This is a genomic window from Pseudanabaena sp. UWO310, from assembly GCF_006861605.1.
Taxonomy (GTDB): domain Bacteria; phylum Cyanobacteriota; class Cyanobacteriia; order Pseudanabaenales; family Pseudanabaenaceae; genus Pseudanabaena.
The window spans coordinates 80961-102048 of the sequence record NZ_SELU01000002.1 but is presented as its reverse complement, the minus strand read 5'-3'; the positions used below and the strand labels follow the sequence as shown (position 1 = coordinate 102048).

Here is a 21088-nt window from a genome sequence, read left to right as displayed (position 1 = left end):
GAGTATCTACTATGACTCAAGCCTTACCTAAACCTTCTAAAACCTCCCTCTACGATCGCGATCTTCATCTCTGGTTAGAAGAGGCGATCGCCCAGTTAAAAGCTGGTAATTTTCAAAATCTTGATATTGAAAATTTAGTGGAGGAGTTAGAAGGCTTGGCTGGTAGGGATAGACGGGAAATAAAGCAAAGATTGACTACGCTAATCGAGCATTTGCTAAAGCGTTGCTATGTCAAAAGTGAATATGACTATGCAGGCTGGGTGGAAACCATTGATAGAACACGCAATGCCCTTAGAGATATTCTCAAGCAGTCACCGAGTTTAAGAAATTATGCTAGTAGTCCTGAGCTATTTCAGGATGCCTTTGATGATGCTCTACGCATAGTTAGAAGAAATACAGGTTATAAGTCCATAGATTTTCCTGATACATGGCAATTTAGTCGCGATATTGACGCATTATTAACTATTGATTTCTGGGAAAAGCAAAGCAGATAAGTTTCTATGTACCGATCAATTTTTCGATCAATTTCTTTGGACGCACCCTAATGGAGCAGAATCAGGAGCCACGTTTCGGTCAAGGTCATGCTGGAAGGCTTTAGGAATGGCAGTGCTCATGCTGGTTATTGGAGTAATGATGTTATTGCGGATTTAATGGCATTACTTGTGAGCGGAGATTATGTCCCTACGAAAAGAGTTCATACTGGTTGGCGCAGCTATAGCGAAGATCTAAAAAAGAATTAAATATAATAGTTTCAGAAAATTAAAAGCTCACAAAAATGACAACCCCTGTAACTATTGAAGACATTTATAAATTATTTGAAAGATCTCAAGAAAAATTAGACAAGAGCATAGCTGAAGCTGATCGCCGTTTTGCTGAAAGCGATCGCCGTTTTGCTGAAAGCGATCGCCGCGCCACAGAATCTAGAGCTGAACTAGAGAGACTTATTGCTGAGCGCGAAAAAAGCTTAGCAAAATTAGAGCGTACAGTTGAACGTACTAGCAAAGCCATTGATGCGCTAACTACTCGTTGGGGGCGTTTTGTGGAGGAGCTAGTTGAACCTGCGGTTTTAAGACTTTTTCAAGAAAAAGGCATTGATGTTAAAGAGGTATATCCGCGTGCACGAACCAAGCGACAAGGTGCAGCAATGGAGATCGACATCTTAGCCATTGATGATACTGAGTTGGTATTAGTAGAGTGCAAATCTCGACTTTCCAAAGATGATGTTGATGAATTTATCGAAAAGCTCAATCGTTTCAAAATTTCTTTTCCCCATTACAAAGACTATCAAGCCTATGGCGCAGTTGCAGGCATAGAAATTAATGAAGGTATAGATCGCTATGCCTATCGTCAAGGCTTGTTTGTAATTAAGCCATCAGGGGATAGTGTAGCGATCGCTAATGACGAAGATTTCAAACCATCTTATTGGTAAAAAAAGCTGAAAATAAGTTCTTAGACTGTCTTACTAAAACTATACATAGGCTCAGGATAAGTGTTATGATTAAAAGCCTGTGAAAAAATGACATCCTTTGAAACTAAATAAGTAAGTAACGGTTATGACAAAACGTACTCTACGCGGTAGTGTCCGCAAAAAGAAGCGCACCTCTGGATTTCGTGCCAGAATGGAATCTCCCACAGGCAGACGAGTAATTAAGGCTCGCCGCAGCAGAGGTAGAGTTCGCCTCACCACCGTATAGGCGATCATCTAATTGATCGTTTTGATCGTTCCGATGCGCTAATGCCAGATTTAATTCGCAATTTGCCTTTTATTTTGTATTTTATTTGATTTGCAATTGATAATCTCTAGTGCTTCCTAATCAAAACCGTCTGCGGCGGCGAGAAGATTTCGCAAAAGTATATGCTAATGGCGATCGCTATAGAGGCACTTACCTAAATCTGCGAATCCTTTTTGACAGCAATATTCCCCTAACAAGGATAGGCATAGTTGTCAGCAAAAAAGTCAGCAAGTTGGCGGTAACCCGTAATCGATTTAAGCGTCAACTTCGCGCCATTTTTCGGCAACTTCTGTCACAATTGAGATGTGGATTGCAAATAGTTGTAACAGTGACTACTGTTCAAAGCAAGCCAAGTTATCAAGAACTTTGGGATGACCTAAAGAATTTACTAGCAAGGGCAAAGGTTTTGCATGGCAGTTAATGAGGAAGTTTACTACGAAGGCGCACCTCACATTGGCGATCTAATTATTAGTTTGCTGATGAGTATTTTTGTGATCACAATTCCCTTTGGTATTGCTGCCATCACGAGAGCATTATGGTTGCGCTATAGAATCACCAATCGACGTATTACTGTCACAGGTGGTTGGATGGGGCAAACCCGTACAGATGTTGTGTATGCAGAGATCGCCAAGATTGTTACTGTCCCCCGTGGTCTGGGCAGTTGGGGAGACATGGTACTCACGCTTAAGGATGGTTCTCGTCTAGAGCTAAAATCCTTGCCAAAATTTCGCGAAACGTACGAATATATTGAATCGAGGCTGAGCCTCAAAGCGCGAGACATCAGTGGCGCGATCGGCGGCAAAGCCTAAAATATTGAAGGATCGTCCTCGACAATTAAATCTTGGGCGATCCTAATTTTCATGAGTGATATTCGTTATCATTCGGATGCAAACCCAACAGTAAAGTAGAAAATGGATTTCGGTGTAGGTTTTCTTTCCAACAACATAATGTTGCCTTTCCTAGATTTTTTCTACGGCATCGTGCCGAATTATGGATTGGCAATTATTGCATTAACGTTAGTTGTACGTTTTGTGTTGTTCCCCGTTAGCGCTAATCAGCTTCGCAGTATGCGACGCATGAAAATTGCTAACCCCGTAATGCAACAAAGAATCAAAGAAGTTCAAGAGCGCTATAAGAGCGATCCCGCTAAGCAGCAAGAAGAGCTAGCCAAGGTTAACTCAGCAAACTTCAAAGAGTTTGGAAATCCCTTGTCAGGATGCCTACCTGCCATTATTCAATTACCGATCCTGTTTGCACTGTTTGCAACCCTCAGGGGATCGCCCTTTGCCGATATTAATTATTCCTTAAATTTTCAGATTGCGGCTCCTGAAAATACAGCGCAGATCCAACATCAGCCCTTTACCTCTCCTAGCCAAAACGTTTATTTTGCCGATCGCGTTCATTATCCAGTATTGGCAACCGCAGAAAACGGTACGAACTTGGCGATCGGCGAAAAGTCCAAAATCGTTTTGCAGACATCTGAAGGTAAAGATTTTAATGCTTTATCCAATGAATACCCAGATATTGACCTGACAACCAAGTGGAAAGTCACTAAAGGTCAAGATTTGGTTGAGGTTTTAGAAGATGGAACCGTCATCGCCAAACAAGCAGGTGATGTCACAGTACAAGCAACGGTTCCCGGACTTGCCTCTAATAAAGGTTTCCTATTCATTAAGGCTCTTGGCAAAACTGGTGTTAAAAATGCTGATGGCAGCATTAACTGGGACATTGTGATCATGGTATTAGGATTTGGCGTAAGTCTTTATGCGAACCAATCCATATCCAGTGGCTCTACTCCTAAAATGGCTAATGCAACTCCTGAATCTTCGCAGCAGGAAACGATGAACAAACTCACGCCGATTATTTTCTCTGGCATGTTTTTGTTTTTCCCTCTGCCCTCGGGAGTCATGCTTTATATGTTGATTGCCAATATTTTCCAAACTTTGCAAGCTTTTATTGTTGCCAAAGAACCATTACCTGAGAATTTACAAAAGCTTGTAGCAGTTTCAGCTAGTTCTGGTGGTGCTAGCTCTAAAGCTGAAGGTAAGGCGATCGCTTCTAGCAAGGCGGAAACGAGCAAGATTCCCTTTGATGCCAAAGCTAAAGCAACCTTAGTGGATGACAAAGATAAGGATAGCAAGAGCCCTACCAAGTCCGCGATACCTTTTGAGCCTAATTCATCGAACTCTAAGAAAAAGAAGAAGGGCTCTTAATTTAAAGTGGGTGGTACAATGTGCCGCCCACTTTAATTATTAATTATGGCAATATTGCAAAAATATTGAACAGGTAATTGAACAGATATTTGATGGGGCAAGTGGGTTTATGGAAGATACTTCAGCAAATACAAAAGCAAGCGTAACCGCAAGTGCAAATTGGTTGCAAGAGCTTTTGGGATTGATGGGTTATGCAACTTCGGTAGATATCAGACTCGCAGACACAGCCCCAGAACAGGTCGGCACTTCTAACAACTATTGGGCAGAAATAAGTACTGAGGGTTTGCAGGATCAGCAAATTCAGCGACTAACGGGTCAAGATGGTCTAGTGCTTGACTCTTTGCAGTATTTGGCGAATGTTCTGCTCAATCGACATCTACAGGCAGAGCCAGCAGACGCGGAAAGCCGAAATTTTTATACTGTGGAATTAAATGGCTATCGATCGCAACGCCTCGCCAATTTACAATCCTTGGCAGATCAAGCCGTACAGCAAGTGCGGGAGACAAAGACCGAATTTGTTATTAAACAACTGTCTTCAGCCGATCGTCGCCATATTCACCAACTTTTAGAAGAATTTGCCGATATCGAAACCCACAGTCAGGGTAGGGAGCCAAATCGTCACTTAATCGTTAAATTGGTGCAGAGCTAATGGAAAACCTATACATACCTCAGATTGCCAAGGCTGTTAATGCCACAGAGGAATTTGAATTTAAAGAAACGATTGAGGGGCTAGAAACCTTAACCCCTGTTCAAGGCTTTATGAGCGTCCGCCACGTTGGTTCATTTATTGAAGTCACTGCCAAAGCGTCAACGATCATCACCTTAACCTGCGATCGCACATTGGTACAATTCAACTATCGTTTGGTAATCGATACTTCCGAGATGATTTGGTTGGCTGAGCCGTTACCTGAAAGCGAGTATCCCAAGGAACGGGAAATAGAAACTGGAGACTTAGTGGAGTCCCTATCGCCCAATGGTTACTTCGATGCTGCGGCATGGCTGTATGAACAATTAATCTTAGCCATTCCCTATCCCAAGATTGCTCCCGATGCGCCCGCCCTTGAGATATCGGATCGTCCTGACGAAAATTCAGATAAGACTTTAGACAAGCGGTGGGCAGCCCTAAGCTCCTTAAAATTTGAATAAAAATTTGAATATAGCTGTTGCCAAGTGTAACCCCAAGAATTGAATGGAGGCGCGAAGCGCCTCCATTCAATTCTTGGGGTTTGATTTTTCCTAAGTCAAGTGACTGTAGCTATATAGCTGCCGCCAACTGTATCAGGACATAAAAACCCAAAGAGAGTTGCCGCGCGGAGCGCGGCAACTCTCTTTGGGTTTTTGATTTTGTCCTAACAAAACTGGCGGCAGCTGTACAAAACAAGAATGGCGGCGCAAAGCACCGCCATTCTTGTTTTTTAGGTAAGCAATTGCTATGTCGCACAAGCAAATAGCTTTTCAAGTTGCAGTTTTTCGGCGGGGTTTTCAACCGTTTGCGCAATTTCCTTGGCTTTAGCACGTTGACCGATCGTCCAATAAACACTGCTGATATCCGAATGCGCTCTGGAGCGAATATTCGGATCGGGTGCAGTTTTAGCGATCGCTAAGCTTTCTTGTAAAATTGGCTCGACTAGTTCATTTAAGCCAAACTCACCATAGTTGCTGGCAATAATATTAAACGCAAAAAGGCGATCGATTGGTTGAGAGAAATTTTGAGCAATTGTTAAGGCTTGAGCCCATACTGTTTTAGCCAGTTCCGCCTTTTTCAGGATCTGGTACTGACGACCGACTTCTACCAATAGAGTAAACACATCACTTGAAGGGGTAACCTTTGTTAAACCTTGCAAACTCTGATCGAATAGTTGAAGAGCCTTTTCATTATTCTTGTCCTTGACATAGGAAATTGCCACGTTAGCAATACCTACGCTCTTTTCTACGGATTGATCATCAAGGTTAGCAATAACTTCCAAAGCCTTATCGTACTGCTTGGAAACTAAGTACTGATTAGCAATCAGAAAGAGCGATCGCGTTTTTAAAATTTCAGCATTGACGGTTGCCGTTTGTTCCACAACCTTGGGATCGGGGACAGCTTTCGCCTCTTTCGGCTCAACATTCTTAAGGTTTTTATTTGCTACCTTGGCATTGGCATTTGGGGAAGGCTTGGATTTCTTAGCATCTTTATCAGCGGCATCCTTAGCAGAAGCGATCGCCCGATCGCGCATCTGATCAAACTCTTCAAAAACCACACCTAACGAAGCCACCGCCTTAGCATGATCGCCAGCCTGTGCGTAGCTACCTGCAATCTCTACCCTTGCTCTTGTCTTGATATTTGGGTCTTCGATCATCGGTAACAAATCCGTTGCCGCCGCAATTGCGCCTTCAGAATTTGCCGCATCACCAATTTCGGTGTAGGCATTGGCGATCGCGGCAAAAGCACGGGATCTCACGTAGGCATCAATAATTTCGGGAGTTTCCCTATTTGCCTCAATTAGCAGCTTTTGGGCACTATTCTTATCGCCAGCTTCACCATAGGCTTGAGCAATTTTGATAGTCGCAAAAACTTTATCCACGGGATCGGTTAATTCCTTAACGATATCCAGAGACTTACCAAGGGAATCGATCGCCAACTTTGGTTGCGAAGCCTTGGTCAATCGTCCTGCAATATCTAATAGGGCAAAGGCTTGAAGTGATGGCTTAGGAATATCGTTGGCAGAGGCTAAGCCTTTCTGCAAAACTTTTGTGGATCGATCCAAAAGCCCCAATTCTAAATATTTACCTGCAATTTCGGTATAGGCAGCAACCTTTGCTTCGGGGGATGTCCCTGCGTCAGCTAAGGACACAAAACACTGAAGCGGTACGCCCTGAAACTTAGGATCTCCAGCTTTTGGGGAACTAGCTGCCCATACTGCCCCTGTTGTTGTCCAATTAATCAACAACGCTAAGCAGCCAGCCAGAAGCCTCATCCATATTTTTCGCATAGTTAATTCTGTCCTTGCGTAAATTATTGCGTGAAATATCTCTTGGATTCTACCCAATTCATAGGCGATCGCACCTAAATCTAGGGTTTGAATTGGATTTAAATTAGATTTGTGGGCTGAACTATAGCTACAGTCACTTGAATTAGGACAAATCATACCAATTCCCAAAAGTGTGGCTACACTTTTGGGAATTGAAAGCCAAACCCAGTAAGGGTTTTAAAATTACAAAATGGCTACGCCATTTTGTAATTTTAAAACCCCAAGAATTGGCTGGCGGCGCGAAGCGCCGCCAGTCAATTCTTGGGGTTTATGTCCTAGTACATTTGGCGATAGCTATAAAACCCTTGTGGGATTTAGGCTTTAATTCACAAAAGCGTAACGACACTTTTGTGAATTAAACACCAAACTCAGTAAGGTTTTGAGATTACCAAAATGGCGTTGCCATTTTGGTAATTGGTATTATGTCTATCCTAGGACAGAAAAACATCAAGAAAGATTGCGAAAGTTTAAGCTATCTGTTACATTTCTAAATGTAAGCTAGTTAAAAGGGATATCGATTATGTCTGACGAAAACCGTAACGTATGGAATTGGGGTTTTACTTCTGGTGCTGAAAATTGGAACGGACGCTTGGCGATGATTGGCTTTGTGTCGGCACTAGCGATCGAACTAATTAGCGGTCAAGGTGTATTGCACTTCTGGGGCATCCTGTAATTTTTTAATATAGCAACATAAGTTTTAGAACCCAAAAAAAGATGCTGGTCGGCGCATAGCGCCGACCAGCATCTTTTTTTGGGTTCTAACAAAAGATCCTCGCGTAGCGAGGATCTTTTTAGAGGGAAATTACGTTTGATGTAATTTTTCCGATAATTTAGCTATTCAGCCACATCAAGGACTACTGGCTCCTCAGCATCGGGAATAGCTTCAGCATCTTCTTCAATAGCTTCTGGATCTAACTTAATAGTTAGATAGCGAATCACGTCATCGGCAAGACGCATGGATTTTTCTAGGCTTTCAATCGTTTTAGGGGTTGCCGAGTAGTTTACTTGGATGTAAATACCTTCACGGTGTCCCTTGATGTCATAGGCTAATCTGCGTCTACCACGGTGTTGAATCGTGATATTTTCAGATTCTTGCTGTACTAAGAAGTCTTGGTATTTTGCGATCGCTGCATCGGCTTCCTGATCGGGAAGATCGGGACGCAGGATATACATGGTTTCGTACAAACGCTTAACTGTCATTTAATATTTTCCTTACGGTCAGTATTTGGCTTCTAGGAACTTACATAGAAGCAAGGATTTACTATTATATCGCTTTAGGGCGATCAATCATATAGTTTTTCATAAATTGTCCTACGGCCTTTCCAGTAAAGGGTTAGAGATGGCGGCGCAAAGCACCGCAACCTCTAGCTCTTTACTGTTTGAAAACACCGACATTTGATTTTAATCCATGGGCACTCTATCAATTTTATATATTAATCGTATAATTAAAAAATATTAAATAGTAAGTAGTTTGGCATAATTAAAACCCAAAGTCAGAGAGCGTACCGCCCGCGTAGCGGGCGGTACGCTCCTCTAGATTTTAAGTTTACTTATGTTTAGCTACTTAAGCATTTCAGCAAAAATGCTTATCTTAGTTGCAAGATGGAACAAACCCATGACAGTGAAGACTCATACAATCGCAGATGTTTTGATTGTAGAAGATGAGCTTGTTACAGCCAACGCACTCTCGGATGTTCTATCAGACTTGGGATTTCGAGTTCTGGAGATCGTTGACAGTAGTGATGGGGCGATCGCCTCGATCCATCGGCAACGTCCAGAGATTATTTTGATGGATATTAAATTAAGAGGCTCAGACAACGGGATCGCTGCGGCTAATGAGATTCATAAAACCGCTTCAATTCCCATAATTTATCTCACTGCTTTCAGCGATCCTGAGACGTTAAAACAAGCGATCGCCTCTTCCCCCTATGGCTACCTGACCAAGCCCCTGAGATACGCTGAAGTCAATGTAGCTATTATGCTGGCGTTAAAAAAGCATCAAGAAGAACAAATATTACAAGAAGCTCTCGACAAAGAAAAGGAACTGCATATTCTCAAATCTCGGTTGCTCGCCATGGCTTCCCACGAGTTTTCCACGCCCATGTCGGTAATTAGACTGTTGATTTGGAAGTTACAAAACTTTGAGGAGCAACTAACGAAAGAGAGCAGAGCTAAAAATCTGACTTCTATTCAATCTGCGATCAAAGATATTAACTGGTTATTGGAAGAAGTCAGATTTATTGCTTGTTCTGAGTCGGGTAAATTCCCATTTAATCCAGAACCTGTAGATGCTATTACCTATTGCCAGCAACTGGTTGAGAGTTTTCAAACCGAAGAAAGCGGGCGAAAATATCGAATTAAATTTGATAGCCAAGGACTAGCCTACAAGTTAAATATTGACAAAAAACTGCTGTGGCATATCTTCATGAATCTAGTTTCTAATGCTATTAAGTATTCCTATGAAGGTGGCACTATTGATGTGGATTTAACTTGTGACGCTCATCAATTATCTCTAAGCATTAGCGATCACGGCATTGGGATCCCTACAGAATATTTAAACAATTTATTTTTGCCATTTTTAAGGGCTGAAAATGTTGGCAATATTAAGGGATTAGGGATGGGGTTATACATTGTCAAACAAGCAGTGGAAGCCCATAATGGGAATATCAATGTCGAAAGTGAAGTCAATGTGGGAACTAAGTTTACAGTTGTTTTACCATCAGCAAAAGATCTATTAGAAGCTGAGTTAATAGAAAAACATTGAACTAACAATTAGAGCTACAGTATGAAGAATTCAATCTTCTAAGTAGCTGGGCATAATTAAAATCCAGAATCAAAACCTGTAGCGCACGCTGCGCGTGTGCTACAGGTTTTGGGGTTTTATATTTAATTGCACCTAGCTACTTACAGACCAAGATTCCAATCGATAGATTTCAATTTTACGCCTTGAGGAATAAGTCTAAAGACTTATTTTTTGCTCTTCAATCCATAGCGATCACCCATTATCACTAAAGTAAATTATAGGCTAGAAAGCTTGTATAGCAATAGATTCGCAATCTGAATGAATTCTTAAACACTATATGTAAGCCGATAGAATTTGTATTTAACAATACTTTACATATAACTAAAACAGGTGTAAGGTTTAGTTCATGTTAAAAGTCAGTATTAATTTTCCTTTATTACGGCATAGACCATGTTTCCTAAAGGAGGTAACGGCATGACAGAACTAGGAATGAACTGGAAAGAGTAAACGGCTATTGGTTATTTGTTGGGGCTATAACTAGGCAAATTTTTAAACTCAACGCATATATAAGTCTAGTTATCAGTCAATCACAAATCGATTATTTACTGTCTCACAAATTTTACTTTGTATGGGTTCCCGCTAGTAGCATAGGCTAGAGAATCCACATCAATTATTAATAGTAAATATTAATGGTAAAAGGTGAGACCTCAACATTGGAGGTTTTATGAATGTTCGTGGAAAGACGGCTCTAATCACTGGAGCCTCAAGGGGTATTGGTCGAGCAATCGCCTTAGAGTTGGCTCAACAGGGCGCACAATGCTTGATTTTGGTGGCAAGGGATCGCGATCGCTTAAATTCTGTAGTTTCCGAAGTGGAATCTCTAGGAATAGAAGCGGTGAGTTTGCCTCTCGATTTATCCCAAACTATTGAGGTAAATATTGCGATCGCTCAAGTCTGGCGGGATTATGGTCCCATTGATATTTTGATTAACTGTGCAGGTGTGGCGCATCAATCATCTTTTTTGCGATCGCGCTTTCAGGATGTTCAATCCGAAATCGAGGTCAATTTGCTAGGGATGTATGCAATCACGCGGATGGTGGCAAGACGGATGGCTGCTCAGCGCAATGGCAGAATTGTCAATGTTTCTAGCCTCATGGGTAAGGTTGCTGCGCCTACGATGGCAACCTATTCTGCAACTAAATTTGCGATCGTGGGGTTCACTCAGGCTCTGCGCGGAGAGCTAGCTGCCTACAATATCAAGGTATCTGCCTTGCTTCCATCTCTTACGGATACGGATATGGCGCAGGATCTAGAATGGTTTCGCTGGGTGGCGCTGATGACTCCCAATCAGGTTGCCAAAGCGTTAATCTCTGGATTAAATCGTGAAACTCCTGAAATCCTTGTCGGATGGCAAAGCCATCTCGCGGTATGGTGTCATCGCCTCTTTCCATCCCTAATGGAAAAGATCCTGTTAATCGCTGCTCCTAAAGTCGGCTAATACCAATTCACTGAAGTGTTGGCTCACTTCAGTGAATTAAAAACCAAACCTAGTAAAGTTTTGAGATTCCCAAAATGGCGTTGCCATTTTGGGAATTGGTATAAGACATTAGAAAGAGAAAGATGCTAAGCATCTTTCTCTTTAAGCAAATTTACGCAACATTTTAAAAAAGTAGGGAATATGATATTTCGCCGCCGCTTCTTCGTCGGTTTGTTTTGCATAGAACTTGCTGGCAATTTCTAACTCAAGTTGTTCCTTATGTTGATAAAAATTTAAACCTTGCTCAGGCTTGATATTTTTCCAGTAATTATCTTTAACCTTTATTACGGTAAGTAAGCTTAGTATAATTTCTCGCTTTTTATCTTCATTAGTTTCATTTTTAAATAGATTTAACCAAATATCTTTTAATTGATCTAAATTATTAAAATCTATTCCTAGACAATTTTTTATGCGCGGGCTAATCATTTCTAAATTAGCAGCTAAATTTTTATCTTGTTCCATTTCCAGAATCATTGAATGATAAACATCTTGAAGTAGTAATTTGCTATTTTTATAAAAAAATTGTGGTTGATATCTATCAAAAAATGACTGAAGTTCTGGGATTAGAAAATAAGCTTCTTTATGGATCAAACCTGTTACCCATATTTTATGATTTGCTTCGGCATTGACTTTGTTTATTTTTGTATTTTCGTAAAGATTAAAAAATATCTCTTGTGTAGTTTTAAATGGATAGTTATTGATTTTTCTTATTTGATTATCTAAATCTATGATGGCAAATATTTCTTTAGGATGGATATATTTTTTATCTGCATCCTGAGAAATTATTTCTGATAGCGTAAAATAGCTTTTAATTACGTCATCACAGTTTCCACAATTAAAGAATTTTGGTACTAGATCAAATTGAAACCAAGAATCAGGAGTACATTTTTTATAAAATGATGAATCTGGGGTTTCTTTTTCATCTTGATCAACTTGATTTAACTGACTTTGATAGGATTCAGGGGATCTAGATATTCTAATTTGTTCCTTTAGGATTTTTCCTTCGCATAGGACAAGAATCCTATCGCGAATTCTTTCTTGCTTTAAAATGTATTTACAATAATTTTGTAATTCTTCTTGATTAAAGCTCATAACTAGTTAGCAAGTCTTTCAGTGAGTTTTGGCTTTAATATCTTCACATGAGAGGGGGTTAGAGATTCACATACCTCATAAGAATGAGTTGCTAATATATATTGATTACTTGGCTCCCACTCTACCAAGTCTGTTGCAATTCTATATTGCCAATCTGGATGTAATGCAAGATCGACTTCATCCATTAATACAATTGCATTTTCTATATTTTTATATTTTAACCAGACATAAATGTTAAATCGTTTTAACTCACCATGACTCAAATCTTCTGGATAAAGTTCAATACTATCTTTAAATCTATCAAGTTTAAACGTTAAACCAGAAAAATCATCCGTAAGATTAACTTGTTTATCATGCAATAAAAAGTCTAAATCTTCCAATAGATTTTTATAGTTTTTGCCATATTCGCCAGTTTTAAGAGCTTCTTTAAAATCTTGATCTCCAGCACTTTTAAACAATTTAATTAGAATATCAGTCGCCAAAAAGTCATATGTGAATAGCCCAGATAATCTAGAGTTAATAGTTACAAGCTCTGATTGGTATATACTCTTATTACCAAACAAAGATTTTCTTGTTTCTCTAGATAAGAACAAAAAAATCTGAGTGGAGGGTGCTGCTAAAAAAATCTTATCAGATAAATTATTTAAGAACTCTCTCGAAACTTCTCCATTTACACTGGTTAATCGACAAAGCAAAACATTATTTTGAACAATATTTTCTGAATTGCAAGTAGTTATATTATATATATATTCTACGTTTACTTCTCTAAGCCATGACAATACGATATCAATATTATCGGAAAGTAATTTTTCGTTATTAAGAATAGATTTGTGCTTATTAAGTAGTTGAAGCTTTGCATCTCTTTCAATCTTGTTCACCGAAAATTCATCTAGTAATTCAACCCCAATTGATTCAAATTCTATACCTAGATTTGACAACTGCATCTTTAGATGTTCAGGAATTCTTTTAGAAGAGTTACTATTAGGTCTTGAATACATATCAAATTGCTCAATTATTTGTTTTAATTGAGATTCTTCATTTGGGAATTTAGAAATTATTTCTTGGATTGTACTTAGGCTATCAAAATTATTTGAATCGAAGCTATTAAATTTATCATAAGGTTTATCTAGAATCAAATTCACATAATAGTTACTGCAAACAAAAAACTCTAGATTTACTAATTTATTCCCATCCCAAATATCAATTATTGCTAATATTTTTTTCTCTTCTCCTTCAGGTAAATAAAATTCACTAAGTAAATCCTTTAAAGCAGGTAGTCTCTCAGATTTAGTTGAACAATGAAGTAATACAAAGATTAATTGCAATAAAGTACTTTTCCCACCACCATTCTGACTACCAAGCGGGAAAACTCTAGGATTAAAATCTTTCTCGAAAGTGATATCTACATCCTTTAAAACCCGAAAATCAGGAACTTGAACTCTTTGTAAATGCATATAAACTCCTGTTGTTTTTTTGTAACCGCTTAATTAACTGATTCCTGCTCAATTAATTTTACTGCATCTACCAAAATCTCATCGCGATCGCACATTGCCGCTAGCTCATCCGCCTCATATCGCCCTTCAAAAGCCTCGATCGCTGCACTAGCCAGTGCAATATTATAAGCTTCTGCTAAAGTTTCACTAAGTTCTAATTTACTAAGATAAGTTCCCTTTGCCTTACGACGCTGATTGGCACGCCGAATTTGAGTTGTCGAGTTATAAATTGAAAGATCCCACGATCGCGTAGTGCGTTTTTCTACCTTTTGCTTGATGAGATGAACTAATAGAATAATACTGTAGCTAAAAATTTTGCTGATTTTGTCATCCTTACTCATCTCCGTCATTTCCTCAACCAAAACCATTGCCGCAGGAATATCACCACAAACTAGCAGTTCTTTTAAAGTTAACAATTCTTCCATAAGTATGTTGCCTCATTCATAGAGTATTAACGAATCAAGACTTTGAATTTCTACTGAATCTAATCTGGAAACTTTCTCGCGGAGTGTAATATTCGCAAAATATCGATAAAACTCCCATTAACTCGATACACGATGAAATAAGGATTGATCACAATTTCTCTTGTCTCCTTGACTCGCCCAACACGTCCCATTTCTGGAAAAGTTTCCAATTGCTTTACAGCACTGCGAATCTTGATTACCAATTTTAAAGCAGCATCTGGATTGTCTCTAGCAATATATTCATGAATTGCTTCTAGATTATGTAGAGCTTTGCGTAACCACCTAACTTTCATTCAAGCGCCCAAACATAGTATCTACATCTTCATCACTAGCAAAATCTTCAGCATCCGCTTCAGCGATCGCTAAATTAATTTCCGCAATCTGCCACTTATATATTTCAATATAGTTCTCGATCGCCTCATTCAACAGGTAAGAGCGATCGCGATCTAGTTCCTTAGCGATCGCATCTAATGCTTCACGCTTTGTGCGATCGAGCCGAAAGGTAATCGTTTCCTTAGCTATAGCTGACATCGTATTATTAAGTAATGCGTTGTAATACAAACATTATACATTAGAGCTTTTAAAACGCAAAAATCCCAATAATTTTAAAAAAGCTTGCTCTGTAAGCCTTTCAAAAATTATCGGGATTGGTTGGGCAAAGTTCAGGTTTAAAAGCCTAGACAACTACAAAATTCACCAACTTTCCGGGAACTGCAATCACCTTCTTAATCTCCTTACCTTCGAGATACTTCTGCGCCGCTTCCGAACTGCGAGCATATTCCTCTAAGGCTTGCTTATCGTTGCTGGCGCTAGATGGCACTTGGAGACTACCGCGCACTTTGCCATTGATTTGGATGACGAGGGTAATCTCATCAACGGTGAGCGCATCAGGATCGTGGGTAAGCCAAGGCTGTAAATGAATCGAGCCTTCATTCCCAATCAATGACCAAAGTTCCTCAGCAATGTGTGGCGCAAAGGGAGCAAGCAAAGTTAAGAGGGTTTCAATACCTTCTAGAAAAGTAGCCGAACTCTTATCTTCCGCATCCTGCAAGGCATTACTGAGCTTCATCAATTCGGAAATGGCAGTATTCAACTGATAGCCACCATCGAAATCTTCGGATACTTCCTTAATCGCAATATGAATAGCTCGGCGGAGATTCTTATCAATTTTTTTAGAAATACCATTCTGCTTAGTTTCGGCAAAGCTAGAGACTAAACGCCATACCCGATTTAAGAAGCGTTGTTGACCTTCGACATCGGCATCTTCCCATTCCAAATCCTTTTCAGGAGGAGCTTTAAAGAGCGTAAACATCCGCAAAGTGTCGGCTCCATACTTAGCGATCGCATCTACAGGCGACACCCCATTGCCCTTAGATTTGGACATTGTGGCAAATAGCGCTTGCAAAGGTTCGCCTGTTTGGGGATCTTGGGGATCTTTCGGATCGACTAAAGCTGAAGGAACCCATTTATCCTTACCGCCCTTGTTAGGATTCATGTAGGTTAAGCCCTGCACCATGCCCTGAGTGAGCAATCTCGTAAAGGGTTCATCGAAATCGAGTAAGCCGCGATCGCGCAAAACTTTAGTCACAAAACGGGAATAGAGCAAGTGTAAAATCGCATGTTCCACGCCGCCGACATATTGATCGACGGGCATCCAATTATTAATAGCATGGCGATCGCCAATTTCTTGATCATTCCGCGCATCGGCAAAGCGCAAGAAATACCAAGAGGAATCGATAAAGGTATCCATCGTGTCGGTTTCGCGCTTTGCCGCCGTGCCGCATTTAGGACAGGGGACATTTACCCAAGAGTCCAATTGTGCCAAGGGGGAAGCGCCGCGACCTGTGAGTTCGACATCTTCGGGCAAAGCGATCGGCAAGTCGGCATGGGGCACGGGAACTATTCCGCATTTTGGACAATGGATGACGGGAATCGGACAGCCCCAATATCTTTGGCGCGAAATCAACCAGTCACGCAAGCGATAGGTGATTTTGGCGGTTCCCCATTGATTCCTTTCCGCAAGTTCCACAATCTTAGTTTTCGCCGTTACGGAATCTAAGCCGTCAAACTCTCCCGAATTGACCATAATCCCTGATTCGGTGTAAGCGGATTCCCTCACCCCCTGCTCCTCTCCCATAGGGACAGGGGAGTTAGAGGTGATGACGGTTTGAATCGGAAGGTTATACTGCTTCGCAAAGACGAAATCGCGAACATCATGGGCGGGAACGCCCATCACTGCACCTGTACCATATTCAAAGAGAACGTAATCGGCAATCCAAATGGGAACCTCTTTGCCAGTAAAGGGATTAACCACGCTTGCGCCGATCGCTACGCCACGCTTAGGGCGATCGTCGGAAGTGCGATCGATTTCGCTGAGATTTTTGACTTCTTCGATAAATTTGCTGACGGCTTCCTTTTGAGTAGCATTGGTCAAAGTCTCGACCAGAGGATGCTCTGGAGCAAGCACGACATAGCTCACACCATAAACCGTATCAGGACGGGTAGTAAACACAGTGATTTTCTCGTCACTGCCAACGATGGGGAAACTTAACTCTGCGCCTGTGGACTTGCCAATCCAGTTGGCTTGCATGATCTTGACACTAGAGGGCCAGTCCTTGAGCTTATCCAAATCTTGCAAAAGTTGCTCAGCATAGTCGGTGATTTTCAAGAACCATTGACGCAATTTGCGCTTCTCCACCAACGCACCCGATCGCCAAGATCGACCTTCACTATCGACTTGTTCGTTGGCAATTACGGTTTGGTCGATGGGATCCCAGTTAACCTTAGCTTCCTTTTGATAAGCCAAGCCTGCTTCCAAAAATTGCAAAAAGATCCATTGCGTCCATTTGTAATAATCGGGCGAACAGGTGGCTAACTCACGCTCCCAGTCGTAGGACAAGCCCACTTGCTGAAGCTGCGATCGCATATTGTCGATATTTGCATAAGTCCATTTCGCAGGATGGGTATTGCGATCAATTGCCGCATTTTCCGCAGGCAACCCGAAGGCATCCCAGCCCATGGGGTGCAATACTTCATAACCCTGCATTCTTTTGTAACGAGCAATTACATCGGTGATCGTGTAATTGCGGACATGTCCCATATGCAGATCGCCCGATGGATAGGGAAACATTGACAGCGCATAGAATTTCTTTTTGTTGGTTTCAGAACCAATTGCGTCGTTATTTACCTTGTCAAGTTGTTTCTCGGCCCAAACTTTTTGCCACTTGGGTTCGATCTGCTGGGGATTGTATCTAGTGTCCATTACTTATCAATCAATATGCGAAAATATGCGAATAAGAAAGCAAGCGATCGCTTAGATCGCGAGTCTTGAATCTTAATAATACTAAATATTTAGCATGAAAGCTCTAACCTACCTGAATTGAGGTGAAATACGATGACAGCCCAACTAGTTACACCCAATTTTACGAGCAATATTCATAGATTTACGGTGCAGCAATACCATCTCATGCACGATGCGGGGGTGTTTGCGGAAGGCGATCGCTATGAATTAATCAACGGAGAAATCAGAGAAATGTCCCCAATTGGCATCAAGCACGCAGTTTGTGTGGCAAAAACAGCAAGATTGTTTCAAATCAAATTAGGAGATCAGGTATTTATCTGGGTGCAAAATCCCATTATCCTTAGAAATCATTCCGAGCCTCAACCAGATCTTGCCGTCCTCAAATGGCGCGATGATTTTTATGCTAGTGCTTTGCCAACACCAGAGGATATTTTGTTGATTATCGAAGTTGCTGACAGCACGATCGCTTATGACCGCGATGTAAAAATGCCTTTATATGCTGCCAATGGGATTCCTGAAATGTGGCTATTTGATGTCAATCAACAAATTATCGAAGGATATTCGCAACCATCAGCTTCAGGCTATAAGCGATCGCAGCGATACGAGCAGGGTGATACGCTCTCTCTGCTTCCATTTCCTGATGTGATTTTTAATTGGGAAGCCCTGATCTAAAAATTTGATTGGCAGTGAGGTTTAGCTCAGGGAAAATTTGCGAGATCAAGCGATCGCTATTTTGAAATTTGCTAACTTGATATTCTCCATCCACCAAATTACAAACCGAGATGGTCGGTTGCTTGGGATTACCGATAAAGTTGCGTCCGCCCAATGCAGCATAATCAATAATCCAATATTCAGCTATTCCCATCTCTTCATAATCGGCAAATTTCAAATGATAATCATCTCGCCAATTAGTAGATACAATTTCGATCGCTAAAGGTATGGATGCACCCTGACTAAGCACTGATTCTTTTTTCCACCGTGGTTCATTGGGCAGATTGGCGCGATTTACCACTAATATGTCTGGGAAATATCCAGAATCTTTACCTTCAGGTCTGACGATTGCTTGGTTAGGAATGAGATATGGCAAGTCTAAGCGATCGATTAGTCCACTAAGCTTAACGGTCAAGAATCCCTTAGATTCTTCGTGATCTCCGACTGGTTGAGCCATTTCAATAATATTTCCGTTATGTAGTTCGTAACGCACGCCAGAATTTTCAGGAAGAAATTCCACAAATTCATCAAAGGTCGTCACTTTCGGTAAGGTTTGAATCATCATGGCGGTTATGCCCTGCCTACGACAAAAATATTGTTTCTATAATGCGAATATGAATATAAAGATGAGAAGAACATAGTACCCCTCACCTTCAACCTTAATAATACTAAACATTCAGCCCGATCAAAATGAAAGCTCCAGATTATCCAGACAATGAGGATGTTCGTATAAATGCATTGCGATCGCTAAATATTCTCGATACTAAGTCAGAGGAACGATTCGATCGCCTCACCCGACTCGCTAAACGCCTATTTGGGGTTTCGATCGCTATGGTTAATTTCGTTGATATTAACCGTCTGTGGGTTAAGTCTGTCCAAGGGGCGGAAATAAGCGAATCTCCTAGAGACACGTCATTTTGTGGTCATGCAATTTTGGGCAATGATATTTTGATCGTCTCTGACGCTTTATCGGATCGGCGATTTTACGATAATCCCTTTGTAATTGGAGATCCCAAAGTTCGCTTTTACGCGGGACTTCCTATCGTTGTGCCCAATGGTAGCAAAGTTGGTACGCTTTGTTTAGTAGATTACAACCCACGTACCTTTAGCGAGGAAGATCAGGAACTACTGCGTGATTTGGGGCAAATAGCCGAACAAGAACTCGCGGCTGTGCAAATGGCAACTATTGACGAGTTAACGCAAATATCTAATCGGCGTGGATTTATTGCGCTCGCCCTTCATTCCCTCAATTTATGCAAACGTTTAAATAAACCCGCATCTCTATTCTTTTTTGACCTAGATTTATTCAAAGAAATCAATGATCGTTACGGACATGCTGAGGGCGATCGCGCTTTGATCGGTTTCAGTCAAATTTTAAAAGAGGCTTTTCGTGAGTCCGATGTCATTGGTCGTCTAGGTGGCGACGAATTTGTGGTTTTGTTGACCAATACTAATCGTGCAGCCAGCAATTTACTATTGAGTCGTCTTGAGAAAATTAGGAAGGAGCATAACCAAAAAGAGGCGCGTGGTTACGATATTCTCTGTAGCGTTGGTATGGTTGAATTCGATCCTAATCGGCATCAATCCATCGAAGATCTTTTAGAAGATGGCGATCGCTTAATGTATACGCAAAAGAGAAGCAAACGCGCAAAGTCCTTACAATAGGATTGCTATATTTTTGATGAGGCTTCTCCAGATACTTTAATCAAGCAATCAATTTATTCAAAATCTTAATCATTCAAATTAATCATTCAAAATATTACTTATGTCACCCGATTATATAAAAGCCCAATTGATTCTGCTTATTTCCATTGTGGCGGCGATCGCCTTTGTTGGCTGCATTTACGAAATATCCTACGGCGCACCAGATTTTGGTTTTGCCACTACTTGGACAATTTTGCTAATCAGCGTACCCGTAGGTGTGTATAGCTTTGTCAAAGCCGTCAGCCTCGCCCGAAAGTCTATGCAATAAAATCATAAGTTAGCCATTGGGGCGCTAAGCGCCCTTTCTAAAACATTTGGCAAAAACAGTATGACCACTTCTCCACCTCTTCAGGGCACTGGTCAGCTAATGGGGGATGGATTCTGAAATGCCCATTTCATGCCAACAAAAAAGGTGCAAATATGTCGATCACGCTTTAGCTAACCAGTGCCAAATTTATAAGAACAATTATATTTCAGTAAGATATAAACTTAGAATTGTTTGCAAACAGCCAATGATTTTTTCAATTTCATTGATGTAATAGCGATCGCTATCAATGCTCACAACTTGATTGACTAACTTTAGAAATTGCCAACGCTCACCTGTTGTCACACATCCATAGATAGTATCAATCTGCTGCTTGGGATTTTTAAGGTTAACTAATTGTGCGCCATACATCTGAGCAATACATTGTCCTAAACCTGACTCCACATCATTTTTCTTAGCTTCGACTAAAGCAAAAATAGGTGTTTCGAGAGTATAGGAGATCGCCCCCTTGCTGAGAATAAAATCACATTCTCCAGTCAAGCCTCGCTCCTTATCAGCATCGAGATTCTTACCAGAATAAATGGCAAATTTGCGATCATTAATCCTTTCCATTTCTAGCAAAATTGGCGCAACAATAAACTCCGAACGCGCCTTTTCACTGCCAGACTTTAAAGCAAAGTCTAAACTAAGATTGAGAGTTTCATTGAGCCATTTACTAGGCTGAATTGGTAATGAATTCTCAAAAAGTCGATTATTAATCAAGGATAAAGATAGCTTTTCACGAACTTCAGTCAGACTAAAATCACTGTATGCCATAC

Annotated in this window: 24 protein-coding genes; 14 read left to right on the top strand and 10 right to left on the bottom strand. The window is 40.8% G+C overall.

What is annotated here, in order from left to right:
- Positions 1 to 11: 11 nt before the first annotated feature.
- From PseudUWO310_RS01555 to PseudUWO310_RS01520, 8 genes are all read left to right on the top strand, one after another.
- Positions 12 to 494 (top strand): DUF29 domain-containing protein, encoded by a 483-nt coding sequence (locus PseudUWO310_RS01555; protein WP_142598439.1) that lies wholly within the window; start codon positions 12 to 14, stop codon positions 492 to 494.
- Between the two features lie 281 nt (positions 495 to 775).
- The gene (locus PseudUWO310_RS01550; protein ID WP_142598437.1) at positions 776 to 1429 is read left to right on the top strand and encodes a DUF3782 domain-containing protein; all 654 of its coding nucleotides are present in this window, start codon (positions 776 to 778) and stop codon (positions 1427 to 1429) included.
- A gap of 124 nt (positions 1430 to 1553) precedes the next feature.
- Complete coding sequence (gene rpmH, locus PseudUWO310_RS01545) at positions 1554 to 1694, top strand: 50S ribosomal protein L34 (RefSeq protein ID WP_009626678.1); 141 nt, start codon at positions 1554 to 1556, stop codon at positions 1692 to 1694.
- A 109-nt stretch (positions 1695 to 1803) separates the two neighbouring features.
- On the top strand, positions 1804 to 2154 hold the full coding sequence (gene rnpA / locus PseudUWO310_RS01540) for a ribonuclease P protein component (protein ID WP_009626677.1): 351 nt from the start codon (positions 1804 to 1806) through the stop codon (positions 2152 to 2154).
- Entirely contained in the window at positions 2144 to 2542 is a 399-nt protein-coding gene (locus PseudUWO310_RS01535) for a PH domain-containing protein (protein ID WP_142598435.1), read from the top strand. The genes rnpA and PseudUWO310_RS01535 overlap by 11 nt, the downstream gene beginning before the upstream one ends.
- Positions 2543 to 2644: 102 nt before the next feature.
- Positions 2645 to 3946, top strand: coding sequence for a membrane protein insertase YidC (gene yidC, locus PseudUWO310_RS01530; RefSeq protein ID WP_142598433.1), 1302 nt, complete (start codon positions 2645 to 2647; stop codon positions 3944 to 3946).
- A 109-nt stretch (positions 3947 to 4055) separates the two neighbouring features.
- Positions 4056 to 4595, top strand: a complete 540-nt coding sequence (locus PseudUWO310_RS01525; protein WP_142598431.1) for a protein jag — start codon at positions 4056 to 4058, stop codon at positions 4593 to 4595.
- The gene (locus tag PseudUWO310_RS01520; protein ID WP_142598429.1) at positions 4595 to 5092 is read left to right on the top strand and encodes a YceD family protein; all 498 of its coding nucleotides are present in this window, start codon (positions 4595 to 4597) and stop codon (positions 5090 to 5092) included. The genes PseudUWO310_RS01525 and PseudUWO310_RS01520 overlap by 1 nt, the downstream gene beginning before the upstream one ends.
- A gap of 284 nt (positions 5093 to 5376) precedes the next feature.
- Here PseudUWO310_RS01520 and PseudUWO310_RS01515 read toward each other — a convergent pair whose 3' ends face one another.
- On the bottom strand, positions 5377 to 7077 hold the full coding sequence (locus PseudUWO310_RS01515) for a tetratricopeptide repeat protein (protein ID WP_142598427.1): 1701 nt from the start codon (positions 7075 to 7077) through the stop codon (positions 5377 to 5379).
- Positions 7078 to 7480: 403 nt separating this feature from the next.
- Between PseudUWO310_RS01515 and PseudUWO310_RS01505 the strand changes: the two genes are divergently transcribed.
- Positions 7481 to 7633: a high light inducible protein gene (locus PseudUWO310_RS01505; protein ID WP_009626671.1), complete on the top strand. Its 153-nt coding sequence runs from the start codon at positions 7481 to 7483 to the stop codon at positions 7631 to 7633.
- Positions 7634 to 7794: 161 nt separating this feature from the next.
- Here PseudUWO310_RS01505 and rpsF read toward each other — a convergent pair whose 3' ends face one another.
- Entirely contained in the window at positions 7795 to 8160 is a 366-nt protein-coding gene (gene rpsF, locus PseudUWO310_RS01500; RefSeq protein WP_142598423.1) for a 30S ribosomal protein S6, read from the bottom strand.
- A 415-nt stretch (positions 8161 to 8575) separates the two neighbouring features.
- Here rpsF and PseudUWO310_RS01495 point away from each other — a divergent pair, with 415 nt between their 5' ends.
- Both PseudUWO310_RS01495 and PseudUWO310_RS01490 read left to right on the top strand, forming a co-directional pair.
- On the top strand, positions 8576 to 9724 hold the full coding sequence (locus tag PseudUWO310_RS01495; protein WP_190315869.1) for an ATP-binding protein: 1149 nt from the start codon (positions 8576 to 8578) through the stop codon (positions 9722 to 9724).
- Between the two features lie 703 nt (positions 9725 to 10427).
- Positions 10428 to 11201 (top strand): SDR family NAD(P)-dependent oxidoreductase, encoded by a 774-nt coding sequence (locus PseudUWO310_RS01490; RefSeq protein ID WP_142598419.1) that lies wholly within the window; start codon positions 10428 to 10430, stop codon positions 11199 to 11201.
- 141 nt (positions 11202 to 11342) lie between these two features.
- On the opposite strand, the gene PseudUWO310_RS01485 is transcribed toward PseudUWO310_RS01490, so the two are convergent.
- The 6 genes from PseudUWO310_RS01485 to leuS all read right to left on the bottom strand — a co-directional run bounded on the left by PseudUWO310_RS01485 (position 11343) and on the right by leuS (position 17551).
- The gene (locus PseudUWO310_RS01485) at positions 11343 to 12332 is read right to left on the bottom strand and encodes a hypothetical protein (protein WP_142598417.1); all 990 of its coding nucleotides are present in this window, start codon (positions 12330 to 12332) and stop codon (positions 11343 to 11345) included.
- A gap of 2 nt (positions 12333 to 12334) precedes the next feature.
- Positions 12335 to 13786, bottom strand: coding sequence for an AAA family ATPase (locus tag PseudUWO310_RS01480; RefSeq protein WP_142598415.1), 1452 nt, complete (start codon positions 13784 to 13786; stop codon positions 12335 to 12337).
- 29 nt (positions 13787 to 13815) lie between these two features.
- The gene (locus tag PseudUWO310_RS01475; protein WP_142598413.1) at positions 13816 to 14250 is read right to left on the bottom strand and encodes a DUF29 family protein; all 435 of its coding nucleotides are present in this window, start codon (positions 14248 to 14250) and stop codon (positions 13816 to 13818) included.
- A gap of 59 nt (positions 14251 to 14309) precedes the next feature.
- Positions 14310 to 14582 carry a type II toxin-antitoxin system RelE/ParE family toxin gene (locus PseudUWO310_RS01470; protein WP_142598412.1) on the bottom strand — a complete coding sequence of 91 codons (273 nt, stop codon included), beginning with the start codon at positions 14580 to 14582 and terminating at the stop codon, positions 14310 to 14312.
- Positions 14572 to 14820, bottom strand: coding sequence for a CopG family ribbon-helix-helix protein (locus PseudUWO310_RS01465; protein WP_223805491.1), 249 nt, complete (start codon positions 14818 to 14820; stop codon positions 14572 to 14574). The genes PseudUWO310_RS01470 and PseudUWO310_RS01465 overlap by 11 nt, the downstream gene beginning before the upstream one ends.
- Before the next feature lie 145 nt (positions 14821 to 14965).
- Positions 14966 to 17551, bottom strand: coding sequence for a leucine--tRNA ligase (leuS, locus tag PseudUWO310_RS01460; protein WP_142598408.1), 2586 nt, complete (start codon positions 17549 to 17551; stop codon positions 14966 to 14968).
- Between the two features lie 132 nt (positions 17552 to 17683).
- On the opposite strand from leuS, the gene PseudUWO310_RS01455 reads away from it, so the two are divergent.
- Positions 17684 to 18262 carry a Uma2 family endonuclease gene (locus PseudUWO310_RS01455; RefSeq protein WP_142598406.1) on the top strand — a complete coding sequence of 193 codons (579 nt, stop codon included), beginning with the start codon at positions 17684 to 17686 and terminating at the stop codon, positions 18260 to 18262.
- Here the strand turns inward: PseudUWO310_RS01455 and PseudUWO310_RS01450 are convergent.
- A complete protein-coding gene (locus tag PseudUWO310_RS01450) occupies positions 18240 to 18863 on the bottom strand; it encodes a Uma2 family endonuclease (protein WP_142598483.1) in 624 nt (207 codons plus the stop codon). The two genes, PseudUWO310_RS01455 and PseudUWO310_RS01450, sit on opposite strands and share 23 nt — an antisense overlap.
- A gap of 128 nt (positions 18864 to 18991) precedes the next feature.
- On the opposite strand from PseudUWO310_RS01450, the gene PseudUWO310_RS01445 reads away from it, so the two are divergent.
- Positions 18992 to 19966, top strand: coding sequence for a sensor domain-containing diguanylate cyclase (locus tag PseudUWO310_RS01445; RefSeq protein WP_142598404.1), 975 nt, complete (start codon positions 18992 to 18994; stop codon positions 19964 to 19966).
- 100 nt (positions 19967 to 20066) lie between these two features.
- Positions 20067 to 20273 carry a hypothetical protein gene (locus PseudUWO310_RS01440; RefSeq protein WP_142598402.1) on the top strand — a complete coding sequence of 69 codons (207 nt, stop codon included), beginning with the start codon at positions 20067 to 20069 and terminating at the stop codon, positions 20271 to 20273.
- A 198-nt stretch (positions 20274 to 20471) separates the two neighbouring features.
- On the opposite strand, the gene PseudUWO310_RS01435 is transcribed toward PseudUWO310_RS01440, so the two are convergent.
- Positions 20472 to 21086, bottom strand: coding sequence for a hypothetical protein (locus PseudUWO310_RS01435; RefSeq protein WP_142598400.1), 615 nt, complete (start codon positions 21084 to 21086; stop codon positions 20472 to 20474).
- Positions 21087 to 21088 lie beyond the last annotated feature (2 nt).

Excerpts from the sequence above, each read along its gene's own strand:
- PseudUWO310_RS01535 (WP_142598435.1), top strand. The coding sequence starts at position 2,144 with ATGGCAGTTAATGAGGAAGTTTACTACGAAGGCGCACCTCACATTGGC.
- PseudUWO310_RS01485 (WP_142598417.1), bottom strand. The coding sequence starts at position 12,332 with ATGAGCTTTAATCAAGAAGAATTACAAAATTATTGTAAATACATTTTA.
- PseudUWO310_RS01440 (WP_142598402.1), top strand. The coding sequence starts at position 20,067 with ATGTCACCCGATTATATAAAAGCCCAATTGATTCTGCTTATTTCCATT.
- rpsF (WP_142598423.1), bottom strand. The coding sequence starts at position 8,160 with ATGACAGTTAAGCGTTTGTACGAAACCATGTATATCCTGCGTCCCGAT.
- PseudUWO310_RS01465 (WP_223805491.1), bottom strand. The coding sequence starts at position 14,820 with ATGTCAGCTATAGCTAAGGAAACGATTACCTTTCGGCTCGATCGCACA.
- PseudUWO310_RS01525 (WP_142598431.1), top strand. The coding sequence starts at position 4,056 with ATGGAAGATACTTCAGCAAATACAAAAGCAAGCGTAACCGCAAGTGCA.
- PseudUWO310_RS01470 (WP_142598412.1), bottom strand. The coding sequence starts at position 14,582 with ATGAAAGTTAGGTGGTTACGCAAAGCTCTACATAATCTAGAAGCAATT.
- PseudUWO310_RS01480 (WP_142598415.1), bottom strand. The coding sequence starts at position 13,786 with ATGCATTTACAAAGAGTTCAAGTTCCTGATTTTCGGGTTTTAAAGGAT.
- PseudUWO310_RS01555 (WP_142598439.1), top strand. The coding sequence starts at position 12 with ATGACTCAAGCCTTACCTAAACCTTCTAAAACCTCCCTCTACGATCGC.
- PseudUWO310_RS01505 (WP_009626671.1), top strand. The coding sequence starts at position 7,481 with ATGTCTGACGAAAACCGTAACGTATGGAATTGGGGTTTTACTTCTGGT.
- PseudUWO310_RS01495 (WP_190315869.1), top strand. The coding sequence starts at position 8,576 with ATGACAGTGAAGACTCATACAATCGCAGATGTTTTGATTGTAGAAGAT.
- PseudUWO310_RS01490 (WP_142598419.1), top strand. The coding sequence starts at position 10,428 with ATGAATGTTCGTGGAAAGACGGCTCTAATCACTGGAGCCTCAAGGGGT.
- PseudUWO310_RS01450 (WP_142598483.1), bottom strand. The coding sequence starts at position 18,863 with ATGATTCAAACCTTACCGAAAGTGACGACCTTTGATGAATTTGTGGAA.
- PseudUWO310_RS01445 (WP_142598404.1), top strand. The coding sequence starts at position 18,992 with ATGAAAGCTCCAGATTATCCAGACAATGAGGATGTTCGTATAAATGCA.
- PseudUWO310_RS01435 (WP_142598400.1), bottom strand. The coding sequence starts at position 21,086 with ATGGCATACAGTGATTTTAGTCTGACTGAAGTTCGTGAAAAGCTATCT.
- PseudUWO310_RS01455 (WP_142598406.1), top strand. The coding sequence starts at position 17,684 with ATGACAGCCCAACTAGTTACACCCAATTTTACGAGCAATATTCATAGA.
- yidC (WP_142598433.1), top strand. The coding sequence starts at position 2,645 with ATGGATTTCGGTGTAGGTTTTCTTTCCAACAACATAATGTTGCCTTTC.
- rpmH (WP_009626678.1), top strand. The coding sequence starts at position 1,554 with ATGACAAAACGTACTCTACGCGGTAGTGTCCGCAAAAAGAAGCGCACC.
- PseudUWO310_RS01475 (WP_142598413.1), bottom strand. The coding sequence starts at position 14,250 with ATGGAAGAATTGTTAACTTTAAAAGAACTGCTAGTTTGTGGTGATATT.
- PseudUWO310_RS01550 (WP_142598437.1), top strand. The coding sequence starts at position 776 with ATGACAACCCCTGTAACTATTGAAGACATTTATAAATTATTTGAAAGA.
- leuS (WP_142598408.1), bottom strand. The coding sequence starts at position 17,551 with ATGGACACTAGATACAATCCCCAGCAGATCGAACCCAAGTGGCAAAAA.
- PseudUWO310_RS01515 (WP_142598427.1), bottom strand. The coding sequence starts at position 7,077 with ATGATTTGTCCTAATTCAAGTGACTGTAGCTATAGTTCAGCCCACAAA.
- PseudUWO310_RS01520 (WP_142598429.1), top strand. The coding sequence starts at position 4,595 with ATGGAAAACCTATACATACCTCAGATTGCCAAGGCTGTTAATGCCACA.